Source organism: Bacillus sp. 007/AIA-02/001 (genome assembly GCF_004634455.1).
In the GTDB taxonomy this organism is placed as follows: domain Bacteria; phylum Bacillota; class Bacilli; order Bacillales; family Bacillaceae_G; genus Bacillus_A; species Bacillus_A cereus.
This window is the reverse complement of the sequence record NZ_SEIY01000012.1, coordinates 17463-32148: the sequence shown is the minus strand read 5'-3', so window position 1 is coordinate 32148 and position 14686 is coordinate 17463. Positions and strand designations below refer to the sequence as shown.

The following is a 14686-nucleotide window of genomic DNA, read 5'->3' as shown; positions in this document are numbered from 1 at the left end:
CCTTTAGAAAACTAATGTAAAGTGGATGATGTTGCCAAAACAGTTACACCACATGAAATATTCTTCAGATTAATTTTATTGGGCTCCCATACGTAAAAGTATTTCCGCATGACAGTTTAGTTCACGTATTATTTCAAAAATGAATTGTAGCAATCTTATTAAGTAGTTGTAGTGTTTCTTTGTTTTATTTAAATGGATTATTTTAAGTTAATGTGAGTAAGGTTTGGTACATATGATATGTACTTCTTTTTGTGGTTTTAGGAAGTTTAAAAGGGGGAATGAATTTCTTGAGGAAATCATTTAATCAAAAAATTAAAAAGTTAAGTAGTAGTTTAATAGTTGTATTACTAATATGTATGAATTTTTTAATCCATTTACCATTTAAAGCAGAGGCAGCTACAACAGAATTAAAAGGTTTAGGTGATGTATCTTATTACAACGCCATCATTTTTGGAGATCATAGTGCAACGAGTGCGGATATTGAAGGTGCGATGGCTGTTCAGAAAAATATGAACGCATCAAGTTATACAGTCGTAGCGGCTGCAACTGGAGCAAATAACTTAGCTGGAGCAACTTGGGTAGATGAAGGATATCCATCATTATTACTAGGCGGTCAATTTACGAAAGCGGGAGCAGGACAAGTAATTATTCAAGATGGAACAGTGGCGATGACAAAAGACGGTGACCCAGATGGCGCAATGAAAACATCATATGACCGTATCTCTTATAAAGAGCAAGCGGAGATTGATGCTAAGTTTAAAGAATTTAGAAAAGGCGTTGATAGCGTAATTGAGGATGCGGGCCAATTACATACTGATAAACCAAAATCGGGTATGACCTTTGGAATCGGTGAAGATGTAAAGAATCCTAATATTTATGTCTCTTCAGGATTAGAAGGGCAAGAACCATTCAATGTAAAGGATGTTTATCTTCCAAATGTAAGTAACAAAGATTTTATTGTTATTCACTCAGATGCAGAAGAAGTTAATTTTGGTGGCGGTGCAATCCTGTATGATACGACAGATAAGGGCGGGTTCACATTAGTTAATACCTCTCAAGCATATGACCCTAATTCCTTCTTCACTGAGTTAGCTAGTAAAGTCATTTGGGTGTTCCCTAATGCTACAAAGATAACAACTAAAGGTTATGGTGTAGTAGGTAGTGTGTTTGCACCTAATGCAGTTGTAGAAACAAAAGGTGGTTCTATTAATGGACAAGCCTATGTTGGAGGATTACACCAAAGAGATGGTTTTGAGGTTCATAACTTTAAATTTAACTGGCCAAAGTGGAATAAGCCAGCAACTGAAAAAGGACATTTACAAATTAAAAAAGTTGATGAAAACGATGAAAACATTGTTTTAAAAGACGCAAAATTTGATGTTATAGACAAAGATAATAACGTTGTGGCTACTGTTACAACAAACGAAAAGGGTATTGCGGAAGTTAAAGATTTACCACTTGGTGACTATTTTGTAAAAGAAATAAATGCACCAGAAGGATATATAAAAGTTGATACACCAGTCAAAGTAACAATTGATAATACAAACGTAATTGAACTTGTTATGAAGAATACGAGAAAAGTAGAGAATGGCCAATTTAAATTATTGAAAAAAGATAGTGAATCTGGTCAACTTCTACCAGGTGCAAAATTTGATGTTATCGATAAAGATGGGAAAGTTGTGGAAACAATTGTTACAGATGATAAAGGTGAAGCCTTATCGAAACAACTTCCAGTTGGAAGCTATACATTAAAAGAAGTAGAAGCACCGAAAGGATATGAATTATCATCTAGTTCAGTTTCTGTTGATGTAGAGGCTAATAAAGTAGTGACTGTAGATGTGGTGAATAAAAAGATCCCCGAAAAAGTAACAGGTCAATTTGAAATCGTGAAAGTAGATGCGGAAGATAAAACGAAAGTATTATCAGATGCAGAATTCGAAGTGTATAAAGATGGTAAAAAAGTAGATACGTTACGAACAGATAAAACTGGTAAAGTAGTTTCACAGAAATTAGAACCAGGAAAGTATACATTAAAAGAAACGAAAGCACCACAAGGATATAAATTGTTAAAAGAAGAAATTGAAGTCGTTGTGGAAGCAAACAAAGTAGTAGAAGTACAAATAGAAAATGCGAAAGAACTAGGAAGCTTACAAGTAATCAAAAAGGATGCAGAGAGTGAAACAGTTCTAGCAGGTGCAGAATTTAAATTAAAGAACGAAGCTGGTCAAGTAGTTGGAGAAGCGAAAACAACGAATAAAGAAGGTGTTGTGAAATTCGAAAACTTAGTGCCAGGAAAGTACACGTTAGAGGAAACAAAAGCGCCAGAAGGTTATAAGGCGTTAGAAGTAACAGTAGAAGTAAACGTTGTAGCAAATGAAGTAGTAAAACAAGAAGTTATGAATGAAAAAGTGAAAGAAGAAATTACAGGTCAATTAGAAATTACAAAGGTAGACGCTAATAATACAAATAAAATATTAGCAGGCGCAGTGTTTGAAATTTGGAAAGACGGAACAAAAATCGACACATTAACAACAAACAAGAGCGGTAAAGCGACTTCTAAGAAGTTAGAACCAGGAGATTACACTTTAAAAGAAATCCAAGCGCCAGAAGGATATACTTTATCCGATAAGGAAATGAAATTTACGATTTCTAATGAAAAAATTGAAGTTGTAAAGCTTCAAATTACAAATGAAAAAGATACAGAAAAAGGTCCGGAAAAACCAGGTGAAGGAACAGAGAAGCCGGGTGAAGGAACAGAGAAGCCGGGTGAAGGAACAGAGAAGCCGGGTGAAGGAACAGAAAAGCCAGGTGAAGGAACAGAAAAGCCAGGTGAAGGAACAGAAAAGCCAGGTGAAGGAACAGAAAAACCAGGTGAAGGAACAGAAAAACCAGGTGAAGGAACAGAAAAGCCAGGTGAAGGAACAGAGAAGCCAGGTGAAGGAACAGAAAAGCCGGGTGAAGGAACAGAAAAACCAGGTGAGGGAGTAGAAAAACCTAATTTACCAGAAAAAGGACAAGGTTCTTCTAATAATCAACAACTTCCAGCTACAGGACACAATACGAATTACGTTCCATTCATCGGTTTTATGCTTCTGCTATTAGGAATACGTTTAAGATTCATGGCTAAAAATAGCTAAAAGATGTATAAAAGGCATCAGAGATATATAATCTCTGATGCCTTTTAAGTGAATACAGATAAAATGAAAATATCTATATGGAATGATAAATATGTTAAGCTTCAATTACGCTAAGCATTCTGTTTATAAATGCAGCTGCGTGTGCACGTTGTGATGGTCCTTTTGGTACGAATTGATTAAATTCATTACCTTTTACAATTCCGTATCCATACACTCTTTGTACTTCTTCTTTAGCGTAAATTAAGTTTTGGTCTACGAATGGTAGTTCAACTTGTTTTGCAAAAATACCAGCGTGTTTTAGAGAACGATCGATCATAATAACAGCTTCTTCGCGTGTAATTGTAGTATTTGGATCAAATGTATTATCACCACGTCCGCGGATTATACCTGCGCTTGCTGCACGATTAATACCGTCTCTTAACGATGGGTGTACTTGTTCTAAGTCTGTGAAATTAGCATTTCCACTTGGTAATTGTAAAGCACGAGTAATTAGTGTAGCAAATTCAGCACGCGTTACAAGACGTTCTGGGAAGTACTTGCCGTTCCCTTCTCCTTGCATAATGCCTCTAGCTGCTAATTGACGAATGTCTTGTTCATACCATCCACCTGTAATGTCATCAGTTACGGGATTTTTTTGATTTTCCTTATAGTATGTTTCAGTTCCTTTTAAGAAAGCATCCCATTGTCCGCGTTGAATCATAAACGCAGGGCAGTTTTTTCCTGACCAAAATTGGTGTTTTTGGACCTTATCTAGAGAAATATTTAAGTCGTTCATTAAATAAGCTGCCAATTTACGGGCATTTTCTACCGCTTTTTCATAGTTTCCATCTTGATTAACGGCAATTTCAATTCCGATAGATTCATAGTTTCCAGTTTTATTTCCAGCATGCCATCCAACTTCATTTACTGGAAGATGTTGGTAAATCTCTTTATCATCTACTGTGAAATGCCAAGATGCGGCGCGATCAGCTGTTCCGCGTGCTTGATTATCTAAGAATTTTGCATGATTTAGAGCATTGGCACCCTTCGCTGTATTAGCTGTTTCGTGAATCGTAATATATTTAGGTACCATCGGGTAGCCAGGGCGAATATCGTCATTTCCTTTTGGGACAATCATTTCTTTAAATGTAACGCCATAAATATTGTTTGTTTGTAGAGCTTCTGGCGATCTCAATAAACTATTTTTAGCAGTACGACTGTTTTTTAATAATGAAGCTTTTGTACCTTCAAATGTAGCAGAAGGTGCATAAATCCATTTTGCTGTTTCATTTATTTGGACTTTAAACCAATTTCCAGCTTGTTCAGTAGGAGTTATGACTTGTGGCTGTAGTTTCCCTTCTTCTTTAAATGATTGGAACGGAAGGGCATGTATGGAAGCTTCTTCTTTTACGATTAATTTTTGATTAGATAGTTTATGAATCTCTTGAACTTCTAAGCTATTATCATTGTTATCTATCCATCCAGCGCCAGTTGGCGTCGTTATGTAATAAGCATTTCCTTTTTTCTTTGTCGCCGTTACGACTTGTTCTGTAATCTCGATATTCGATTTGTTTTTTAAATCATTCGCGGTATATAATGAATGTTTTTTTGAAGTGTATAGTAGGAATTGGCTAGTAACCTCGATATCTTCTTCATGAGTACTATGCTCATTAACATGCTCTTTAATACTTTTAAAAACTTGATCTTCCGTATATACTTCAGCGGATTTTTCAGCACTCTCTGCAAATGAATAAGTAGGTGCAAGAACAGTTTGTAATGCAAGAGAGAGAGTTAAAATACTATAAAATTTCTTTTTCATATTTTTTTTAACACATTAGATTATGGAATCTAGTGTTAACATTCCTCCTTTTTATATTGTATTTTCACTATGTATCGATTTTAGTACTAATAAATTTTAACAAGAGAAAATGATGATGTCTATATACAGGAGCGATATTCATAAAAAGAATTATTTGAAAAAATGTAAGAGAAACAGGTAAAACCTTCTGTATTGACCTGTAAACGCCCTTCAAGTAAACTAAAGAGAGTTTGCAAATGAAAAGGTGATAATGTTGTTAATTTCAATTAAAACGTTACAAGATGATCGTTTTTTACGTCCGCTACAAAATATTGGCGGCTTATTTTTTGAAGATAGTACGATTGGATTTGAACAAGAGGAAGCAAATCTTATCGTTGATATACACATTGAGGATAATGTGAAAGCATCCGCTCGATTAACGGATGTTAGCACAGGAAATGTGTATGAAGAAACATTCTCGAAAGATTTATCTGCTTTCACAGATGAAAAAGAGCGTATGAAGCAAGTGAAGCATGTTGTTTCTTATGTATATCTTTCTGTTCTTCAGCAGTTAACTGGTATTGAACAAAGCTGGGGTATTTTAACGGGAGTACGTCCGACGAAACTTCTTCATAAAATGCTTCAAAATGGTATGTCAAAAGAAGAAGCGCATCAAGAGCTTCGTGAAAGTTATTTAATTCATGAAGAGAAAATTGAACTTCTTCAGCGCATTGTTGATTGCCAATTAGCAGTTGTTCCGGATTTATACCGTTTGAAAGAAGAAGTAAGTATTTATATCGGTATTCCGTTCTGCCCAACGAAATGTGCATATTGTACATTCCCGGCTTATGCGATTAATGGACGCCAAGGCTCTGTTGATTCGTTCTTGGGTGGTTTACATTATGAAGTTCGTGAAATTGGTAAGTTTTTAAAAGAAAAAGGTGTAAAAGTTACGACGATTTATTACGGCGGCGGTACACCTACAAGTATTACAGCAGAAGAGATGGATATGCTGTATGAAGAAATGTATGAAGCGTTCCCAGATGTGAAAAATGTGCGTGAAGTAACAGTTGAGGCAGGTCGCCCAGATACGATCACGCCAGCAAAGCTAGAAGTTTTAAATAAATGGAATATTGACCGTATTAGTATTAATCCGCAGTCATACCATCAAGAGACACTAAAAGCAATTGGACGTCATCATACTGTAGAAGAAACAATTGAGAAATACCATTTAGCTCGTGAAATGGGAATGAACAATATTAATATGGACTTAATTATTGGTCTTCCTGGTGAAGGGTTAGATATCTTCAAACATACGTTAGATGAAACAGAAAAGTTAATGCCAGAATCATTAACAGTTCATACGTTATCATTCAAACGTGCTTCTGAAATGACGCAAAACAAACGTAAATATAAAGTAGCAGGTCGCGAAGAAATTACAGCGATGATGCACGAAGCAGAAGAGTGGACGCAAAAGCATAATTACGTACCATATTACCTATATCGTCAAAAGAATATTTTAGGTAACTTAGAGAACGTTGGTTATGCAATGCCGACGCAAGAAAGTATTTACAACATTGTCATTATGGAAGAAGTACAATCAATTATCGGACTTGGTTGTGGTGCATCAAGTAAATTTGTTCATCCGAAGACAGGAGCAATTACGCACTTCGCAAATCCGAAAGATCCAAAATCATATAACGATGGCTTTGTGAAATATACAGAAGATAAACTGAAAATTTTAGAAGAGCTATTTGCATAAGAAGAAAGAGGTTGTTCCGAGTCGGAACAACCTCTTTTTTATCCTGCAGTAACGGGCGGTCCGATTATATCTTGTCAGTTTTTGTCGGTAAGTCGATATATTCGAAAAATCGCTGATATAATTCGAGTTGCGCTGATATATTTTGAAAATCGCCGATATATTTCAAGTTACGGTCGATATATCTGGAAAATCGCTGATATAATTTCATTTACCGTCTAGTGGTACCGTATGTAAAACTATGTCGATAATAATCAGAAAAATTAGTCAAATCATTAAAGGACAATGTCTACTTATGGACGAAATGATAGATTTATGAAAGAGAAAAGGGGGAAATTGTTGGCATGTACATGACGATAGGGAGAATTTTTGATTTATCAGTTGGTAAGTATCCGAATAAAGAGGCGTTAGTGGAACCTGAAAAGAATATTCGCTGGACGTATAAACAGTGGGATGAACAAATAAATAAAACAGCGCACGCTCTATTAGAAGACGGAGTAAGAAAGGGAGATACGGTATCTGTTTACTTATATAATTGCCGTGAATTTGTAAACGTTTACTTAGCCTGTGCGAAAATCGGAGCGATCTTTAACCCGATTAATTTCCGCTTAAAGGCGAAAGAAGTATCTTATATTCTTCAGGACGCATCCTCGAAAGTCGTTGTCTTTGAAAAAGCAGTTGAGTCAACTGTTGCTATAATTGAAAGAGATTTTCCAAATACATCTTTTTGGTCTATAGAAAACGATAAACCTTCCTATGCAAGTTCCTACCATGAAAAAGTGAATGCAGCATCTTCTGAGAAAGTAAATATCGAAATTGATGAAATGGATTATTGTTCAATGCTTTATACGAGCGGTACGACAGGTCATCCGAAAGGCGTATTACATCGTCATCGCGAAATGACTGAGCATAGTATGATTTGTACGTATTTCCTTAAATATAATAGAGATAGTGTAGGGCTTGTCGTTGCGCCTTTATATCACTGTGGTGAATTAAACGCTGGAATCATACCACGCATTCAAGTTGGCGGAAAGAATGTTATTTTGCATCATTTTGATACAGAAACAGTATTACATACGATTCAAGAAGAAAAGATTACGACGTTCTTTGCAGCGCCGACAATGTGGAATATGTTGTTGCAAAAAGATTTAGCTCAGTATGATTTAACTTCGATGAAGATTGGTATATACGGCGGAGCAGCAATGGCACCGGCGTTAGTAAAAGAATGTAAAGAACGTCTTTATATTGATCTTGTTCAAATATACGGAATGACAGAAATGGGGCCAGTTGTTGCGTTTCTCGTAGAGGAGGATCAAATTACGAAAGCTGGTTCAGCAGGCACGCCATGCTTTAGCCATGAAGTTCGTATTGTGAAACCGAACGAGGATGCACCGGCAGAACCAGAGGATGTATTACCTCCTTATGAAGTGGGAGAAATTATTTTGCGCGGCCCAACTATGATGGCTGGCTATCATAATCGTGAAGAAGCGAATAAAAAATCGATGTATAAAGGATGGTATCATTCGGGTGATCTAGGCTATTTTGATAAAGACGGTTATTTATTCGTTGCTGATCGCGTTGATGATATGGTAATTAGCGGTGGCGTAAATATTTATCCTCGTGAAATTGAAGATTTCCTTCATAGTCATCCTGGTATATTAGATGTGGCGGTACTTGGTGAGCCAGACGAATTATGGGGAGAGCGTGTTGTGGCAGTTATTGTGAAGAAAGATGAAACAATAACAGAAGCTGATTTAGAAACGTATTGCAAAGAAAGTGATGAACTAGCAGATTATAAACGTCCGCGTCATTATTTATTTGTAGATGAACTCCCTCGTAATGCGAGCGGAAAGTTGCAGAAATTTGTGCTGAGGGAGTCATTGAAAGGTGCGAAAAAATAAAAAATGAAGGATACCCCATATCTATGGGGTACCCTTCATTTTTCTATATTAAACAGAAGAAACAATATCTTTGTTAATTCTCATTTCTTCTTGTTGAAGGTTAATTAGCGCATTTGAAATAAGGTGGAAAAACAAAATGGATGTAATGTCCAAAAAGAAAAGACACCTTAAGGTGCCTCTCTCCGACTTGAACCATTTCATTTCATACGAATCTATCCGTATTACCATTACCCCTTTGTTATGAGTGTAAACACATACTATAAAGCAGAATCGTCTATATACACTAGATTGTTAGTTCACAAAAGACAAGAGATTTGAGATCAATATTGAAGTGACGCCACATCCCCTATAATAATTGATATGTTACGCCTTTTAAAAGAATCTGCTTTATAGAACGTGCCCACAAGTTATATTTTACTACATGTAATATTCATTTAGTGTATTTTTTGATGAATATGTATAATTACATAAACTGTATGAAAAAAAGAGAGTATACTCTGATGTTGTGTAATAAAGATAAAGCCCGCCTACGGAATAGGGGGCTTTTCTTACTTTTTATAAATATTTATTCCAATTATATTATCAGATGAGTCTAAACGAATATAAACGTCATCTGATAAAAGGTGTGCATTATATATTCTTTGTTTATATGTTGATATCTCGAAGCGTTTTCCATTTAATTCACATTCTAGAATAATCATATCGCCATGTTCTTTCCAATTTATTAATTTAGCAGTCGTATTCATATAAACCTCCTCTGAATCATTTTATGAAAATTAGTAGAGATAGTGTGAGAAAGGAGTTTATATAACAAAAAAAGACACCTTAAGTGTCTTCTTTGATTACTATAAAAGTCGTTGAATGAAATAGGTTTCTATTTTTATTTGCGTGAAAAGCCTTCTTCATCAAGGTATTCCGCAGCTTCTGGATAAGAGTTGAATGTACCGTCTAAGTTTACACCAGCGTACACGTTCCACATGTCATCCTCTGAAATAAGAGTAAGAATATGACCATCTTCGTTCTGCCATTCTTCTTCTTTCGCAGGTTCTACAGGTGCTACTACCTCTTCTTGTGATAGAAGGTCAATTGATTTCTCAATTACTGAACGTAACTCCTCTGCTGAAAACTCACGGATGTTAACCATGCCTTTATCATCTGTTTTATAACCTTTAATACCGCTTGCATATACAAATCCATTTCCATTTGGGTGTAAATGAAATACAACGTTCTTTTTATCTAAACGACTTTCTTCAAAGTGGAAGTTTACACGTTTTAATGATACGTTCTTTCTTTCTAGTTCTGGGAAAGATTCAATAATCGATAATTTTTCTTCAAAAGTTAGCATAGTGCCTCCAAGTATATAGTAAAAGATTTAATTTGTTCATTATAGCATAGTTGCAATTGTTTCCAAAGATAAGGGGAAAACTTTTCGTTGAATACGTTTACGTCACGAGAATGTAAAAAGTGAGCTAACGAATGTATCTTTTTAGGTGTACAATGGAACATGGACTTTATACAAAGGTGGTTTTTTTATGTTTCAAAAAATAGCAAAGGAATGTTTAGCAGGATTTACTGTTGCGATTGTTGCGTTACCACTTGCGATTGCATTTGGTATTGCCGCGACAGGAACGTCTGAGGGAGCGCTTGTTGGATTGTATGGTGCGATTTTTGCAGGTTTATTCGCAGCGTTATTTGGCGGGACACCTGGGCAAGTAACAGGGCCAACTGGACCAATTACCGTTATTGCAACAGGAGTTATTGCGACGCACGGGTTAGAGGCAAGTTTTATTGCCTTTATGATGGCAGGGTTATTTCAAATTTTATTCGGTGTATGTAAGCTCGGTTCTTACGTTCGATATATTCCGTATCCTGTCGTTTCAGGATTTATGAATGGTATTGCATTAATCATTATTTTAGGCGAAATAAAGCACGTACAAAATAGTTTTTTACTTGTTGTGTTAACGATTATTGTAATGATTGTTTCTGGCAAATGGATTAAGGCGATTCCGTCTAGTTTAGTAGCACTAGTCGGTGTGACAGCTTTGCTTCCTTTATTTTCTTCTCTACTCGAAGGACTTACAGTAAAGTTACCGATTATCGGAAATCTTTCACTAAATAAAGTAATTGAAAAGATTGGAACCATTCCAGAAGCGATACCTACGCTTCATATTCCATCTTTAAGTGGAACAGGAATAGCAGCACTTATTTTACCAGCGCTTAGTATTGCTTTATTAGGATCGATTGACTCGTTGTTAACATCGGTCGTAATGGATAATGTGACAGGTACACGTCATAAAAGTAATAAAGAGCTCGTTGGACAAGGTATCGGTAATATGATGAGCGGATTGTTTGGCGGATTAGCAGGTGCAGGTGCGACTGTAAGGTCTATCGTGAATATAAGAAGTGGCGGTAAAACGGCACTTTCGGCATGTATGCATAGTGTTATCTTATTTATTTTTATTATGGGTCTTGGTTCGGTCGTACAATATATTCCACTTGCTGTATTATCAGGTATTTTAATTTTAACTGGTATTGGAATGTTCGATTGGGGAAGCATGAAAAAGATGCATGTCGCTCCTAAAGGTGATGTCGTTGTTATGCTCGTAACGATGATTGTAACGGTGAAGTTCGATTTAATGATTGCTGTTGCCTTCGGTATTATTCTTTCGTTCATCATATATATGGTGAAATGTAAAGAGCGTAAAACTTCTATCGTAAAAGAAAAAGAAGAAACGTACACAATTCAAGGGCCGCTCTCTTTCCTATCAGTAGATCGTATTTTCTCTACTTTACAAGATGTGAAGTCACCGGTTGTTTTACGTATGAAAGATGTGCGTTATATGGATGTATCAGGAGCTATGGCATTATTAAATTTTGTTGAGCAATCAAATAAAGTAGGAGCAAGTGTAAAGCTTGAGCAAGTACATCCGAGTATTGAAAAAACAATCGCAGTAATGGCAAGCGATGAACAGAAAGAGCAATTGAAAATCTTAAGTGTTTAGATAGTAATTAGAATATCTCACAATTTTACATAAATTATAATGTAGAGTTGTGGGATGTTTTTATAATGTTTTTAGTAATATGTATCGCAGTGACAGAGAGGAAGGGCTCTTTTGGCGTAACAGAAACGCTTATAGTGTGTACATATATAATGGAAGGAATTAGAAAAATATTGTGAAGAGACAGGCTTAAATGGGTTCGCTTTTCTATTTTGAAAAAAAAACCAAGTATTCAACCTATAATAAATTTGTTATGATAACCAATGGGATAAAATGAATCCCTATCGCTTAAAACAATATGTTTGAGAGTATATGTATAAAAGAAAAGAGAAAAAATATGAATAAAACATTTGTAAAAGGAGCAGCAATTTTAACCATTACAACTTTTTTGTCAAAATTGCTTGGTAGTTTTTTTCAAATTCCATTACAAAATATTGCAGGAGATGAAGTGCTCGGTATTTTTCGCCTTGTTTTTCCTGTATATATGATTGCTCTTACATTATCGGTAGCCGGAGTTCCACTTGCAATTTCGAAACTAATTGCAGAGTTGAACGAAAAAAATAAGCAAAAGGAAATTGCGAAATTATTTAAATCAGCGTCAATTATTGGGATAGCATTTGGCGTTTTCGGCTGTTTAGTCATTGTATTATTTTCTATTGAAATTGCGAATATGCTCGGTGGACAAGAAACTAGAATGCCGTTGCTTATTACTTCATTAGCATTACTCATTGCGCCATACATGGCGGTGTATAGAGGGTATTTTCAAGGTTTCGGTGATATGAAACCAACAGGGGTATCACAGGTCATTGAGCAATTTGTACGTGTGTTTTTTATGTTAATAATTGCTTACATACTAGTATCATGGGATAAGAGTAATACTGTTATTACTAGTGGGGCGATGGTTGGCTCTTTTCTTGGAGTCATTAGTTCGCTTATATATTTGCGTATAAAATATAATAGAAGTCCATACTACAATAAAAGCAATTCCTATTCGCTCCGAGATTTAAGAGAAAACGGCAAAAAGATATTGCGGGTATCGATCCCAATCGCTATCGGAGCTTTATCAATGCCACTTTTAAATTTAGTAGACTCGCTTACAATACCGCATGTATTACAAGGATCATCAACAGAAATTCAAGAACAATTTGGAATATACAGTCGCGGTTTTGCATTCACACAAATAATTGTTATTTTTGCAAGTGCAATTGTATTTCCGTTAATACCACTCTTAACTTCCGCATTGGCCAAAAGAGATATAAATTTGGCGAAAATAACAATTCAAAATACAAATCGACTAGCGCATGTTTTGACAGCACCGTTAACAATATGGTTGATGGCATTAACCGTACCGTTAAATGTCGGATTGTTCACAGACGTAAAAGGCAGTAGTATGTTAACAGTTATGATTGGCAGTTCGTATTTTACTGCGGTTATGGTATTATCAATAGGTGTTTTACAGGGCATTAACCGTTCTGCACAAGCTGCATGGATTGTTATTGGTGCGAGTTGTGTGAAAGTCATGCTAAACATGATGTTCGTGCAGAAGTTTGGCATAGATGGAGCGGCGTATAGTACATTAATTACTTACGTATTGATTTGTATTGTAAATCATTTGTATATTCGAAGCTATATTGCCTATTCTATTCATTTAAAAAGCTTTTTCGGTGTGCTAGCAATAGCATGTATTTTGGGACTAGGATTGTATGAATTATGTAATGTGATAGATGTTACAACTTCAAGAATTATGACGTTATTATTCAGTGGTATAGCATTAAGTATTACAACCATTTTGTATGGTGTATGTGCTTTGAAATTAAAATGGATATCAATAAACAAAATACCATTTTTGAAAAGATAAATATAGAAATTTAATTTTTTATTATAATTCATATGAACTGATAAAGAGGAAACTATGTAGGGTATCAAGTGTTTAGGTAAGGAATGGGTACTAGTTTATGTTAGATGAAATAAACGGTTACCTAGTTTTGGAGGAGATTTAGGGTGCGTTTAGTCTTATCAGGATATTATGGTTTTTATAATGTTGGAGACGAGGCGATTCTACAATCAATTATTGAATCGTTAAGTAAAGAGAACCCGGATATAGAACTAGTAGTACTATCAAATGATTCTAAATATACAAAGGAAATGTATGGTGTAGAATCGGTAGATCGCTGGGATATAAAAGCTGTTTATCATGCGATAAAAAACAGTGATGGAGTTATTAGCGGTGGCGGGAGCCTTCTTCAAGATCAGACAAGTACGAAGAGTATTCTATATTATACGGGTATTATGGGACTCGCTCGATTATTAAAAAAGCCGTATTATATTTATTCACAAGGAATAGGTCCAATTACAAAAGGATATAATCGTCTATTAGTAAAATGGAACTTGTCAAAAGCTTCCTATGTATCAGTTCGAGATGAGGATTCGTTTTTATATTTAAAAGAACTTGGCATAAAAAACGATATTGAAATTGTTCCAGACCCTGTTTTAACATGGAAACGGACAAAACAATCGGATTGGTTGCAAAAGCATTCGATACATGGAAAAGTAATTGCGGTTAGTGTGCGTTATTGGAATGCAAAAGAAGATTATATAAAAAAATTAGCTGCGGCATTAAAAAAATTAAAGCAAGAAGGATACCAAATTCTATTTGTTCCAATGCATGAGCCATTTGATCAAAAAGCTTCACGTGAAGTAGTAGACTTAATGGGAGAAGAGACGTATATGCTTCCATATAAAATGGATATCGACGAGAAAATATTCATTTTATCACAATGTTCATTACTAATTGGTATGCGTCTTCATGCACTAGTTTTTTCTGCTGTAGCCAAAACTCCAATGGTCGGGATTTCATACGATCCGAAAATTGATTCGTTTTTAAGTCAAGTGAATCAGCCAGTTATAGGAAGTGTGGATGGCGAATGGAGTGCTGAGTATTTATATGAAATTGCGAAAAAGCAATTAATGCAACAAGGAACTGTGCAGCAAGAGTTACAATTGACAATAGATGAGCTTCGGTTGCAAGGCAAACAGGCAACAAAGAAACTCATTGATCATATGGAAAAAGGCACTTTATTAAAAAAGTAAAGTGTCTTTTGTTTTGTTTTGAA

The 14686-nt window shown here is 35.4% G+C and carries 9 protein-coding genes; 6 read left to right on the top strand and 3 right to left on the bottom strand.

Going from position 1 to position 14686, the window contains the following annotated elements:
* The first annotated feature begins 287 nt into the window (after positions 1 to 287).
* The gene (locus ES895_RS20540; RefSeq protein ID WP_135238608.1) at positions 288 to 3137 is read left to right on the top strand and encodes a SpaA isopeptide-forming pilin-related protein; all 2850 of its coding nucleotides are present in this window, start codon (positions 288 to 290) and stop codon (positions 3135 to 3137) included.
* Between the two features lie 94 nt (positions 3138 to 3231).
* Here ES895_RS20540 and ES895_RS20535 read toward each other — a convergent pair whose 3' ends face one another.
* On the bottom strand, positions 3232 to 4935 hold the full coding sequence (locus ES895_RS20535; protein WP_000726522.1) for an S-layer homology domain-containing protein: 1704 nt from the start codon (positions 4933 to 4935) through the stop codon (positions 3232 to 3234).
* A gap of 250 nt (positions 4936 to 5185) precedes the next feature.
* Here ES895_RS20535 and ES895_RS20530 point away from each other — a divergent pair, with 250 nt between their 5' ends.
* Together ES895_RS20530 and ES895_RS20525 are read left to right on the top strand one after the other, a co-directional pair.
* A complete protein-coding gene (locus ES895_RS20530) occupies positions 5186 to 6676 on the top strand; it encodes a coproporphyrinogen III oxidase (RefSeq protein ID WP_001999181.1) in 1491 nt (496 codons plus the stop codon).
* A 341-nt stretch (positions 6677 to 7017) separates the two neighbouring features.
* Positions 7018 to 8574, top strand: a complete 1557-nt coding sequence (locus ES895_RS20525) for a fatty acid--CoA ligase (RefSeq protein ID WP_000281980.1) — start codon at positions 7018 to 7020, stop codon at positions 8572 to 8574.
* A gap of 548 nt (positions 8575 to 9122) precedes the next feature.
* On the opposite strand, the gene ES895_RS20520 is transcribed toward ES895_RS20525, so the two are convergent.
* Both ES895_RS20520 and ES895_RS20515 read right to left on the bottom strand, forming a co-directional pair.
* Complete coding sequence (locus ES895_RS20520; protein WP_001098260.1) at positions 9123 to 9320, bottom strand: hypothetical protein; 198 nt, start codon at positions 9318 to 9320, stop codon at positions 9123 to 9125.
* 134 nt (positions 9321 to 9454) lie between these two features.
* Complete coding sequence (locus ES895_RS20515; protein WP_000954998.1) at positions 9455 to 9919, bottom strand: hypothetical protein; 465 nt, start codon at positions 9917 to 9919, stop codon at positions 9455 to 9457.
* 187 nt (positions 9920 to 10106) lie between these two features.
* Here ES895_RS20515 and ES895_RS20510 point away from each other — a divergent pair, with 187 nt between their 5' ends.
* The 3 genes from ES895_RS20510 (at position 10107) to csaB (ending at position 14663) form a co-directional block, all read left to right on the top strand.
* Positions 10107 to 11576: a SulP family inorganic anion transporter gene (locus tag ES895_RS20510; protein WP_000486650.1), complete on the top strand. Its 1470-nt coding sequence runs from the start codon at positions 10107 to 10109 to the stop codon at positions 11574 to 11576.
* A 334-nt stretch (positions 11577 to 11910) separates the two neighbouring features.
* Positions 11911 to 13431 (top strand): putative polysaccharide biosynthesis protein, encoded by a 1521-nt coding sequence (locus tag ES895_RS20505; protein ID WP_001043998.1) that lies wholly within the window; start codon positions 11911 to 11913, stop codon positions 13429 to 13431.
* A 143-nt stretch (positions 13432 to 13574) separates the two neighbouring features.
* Complete coding sequence (csaB, locus tag ES895_RS20500; RefSeq protein ID WP_001241591.1) at positions 13575 to 14663, top strand: polysaccharide pyruvyl transferase CsaB; 1089 nt, start codon at positions 13575 to 13577, stop codon at positions 14661 to 14663.
* Positions 14664 to 14686: the final 23 nt, after the last annotated feature.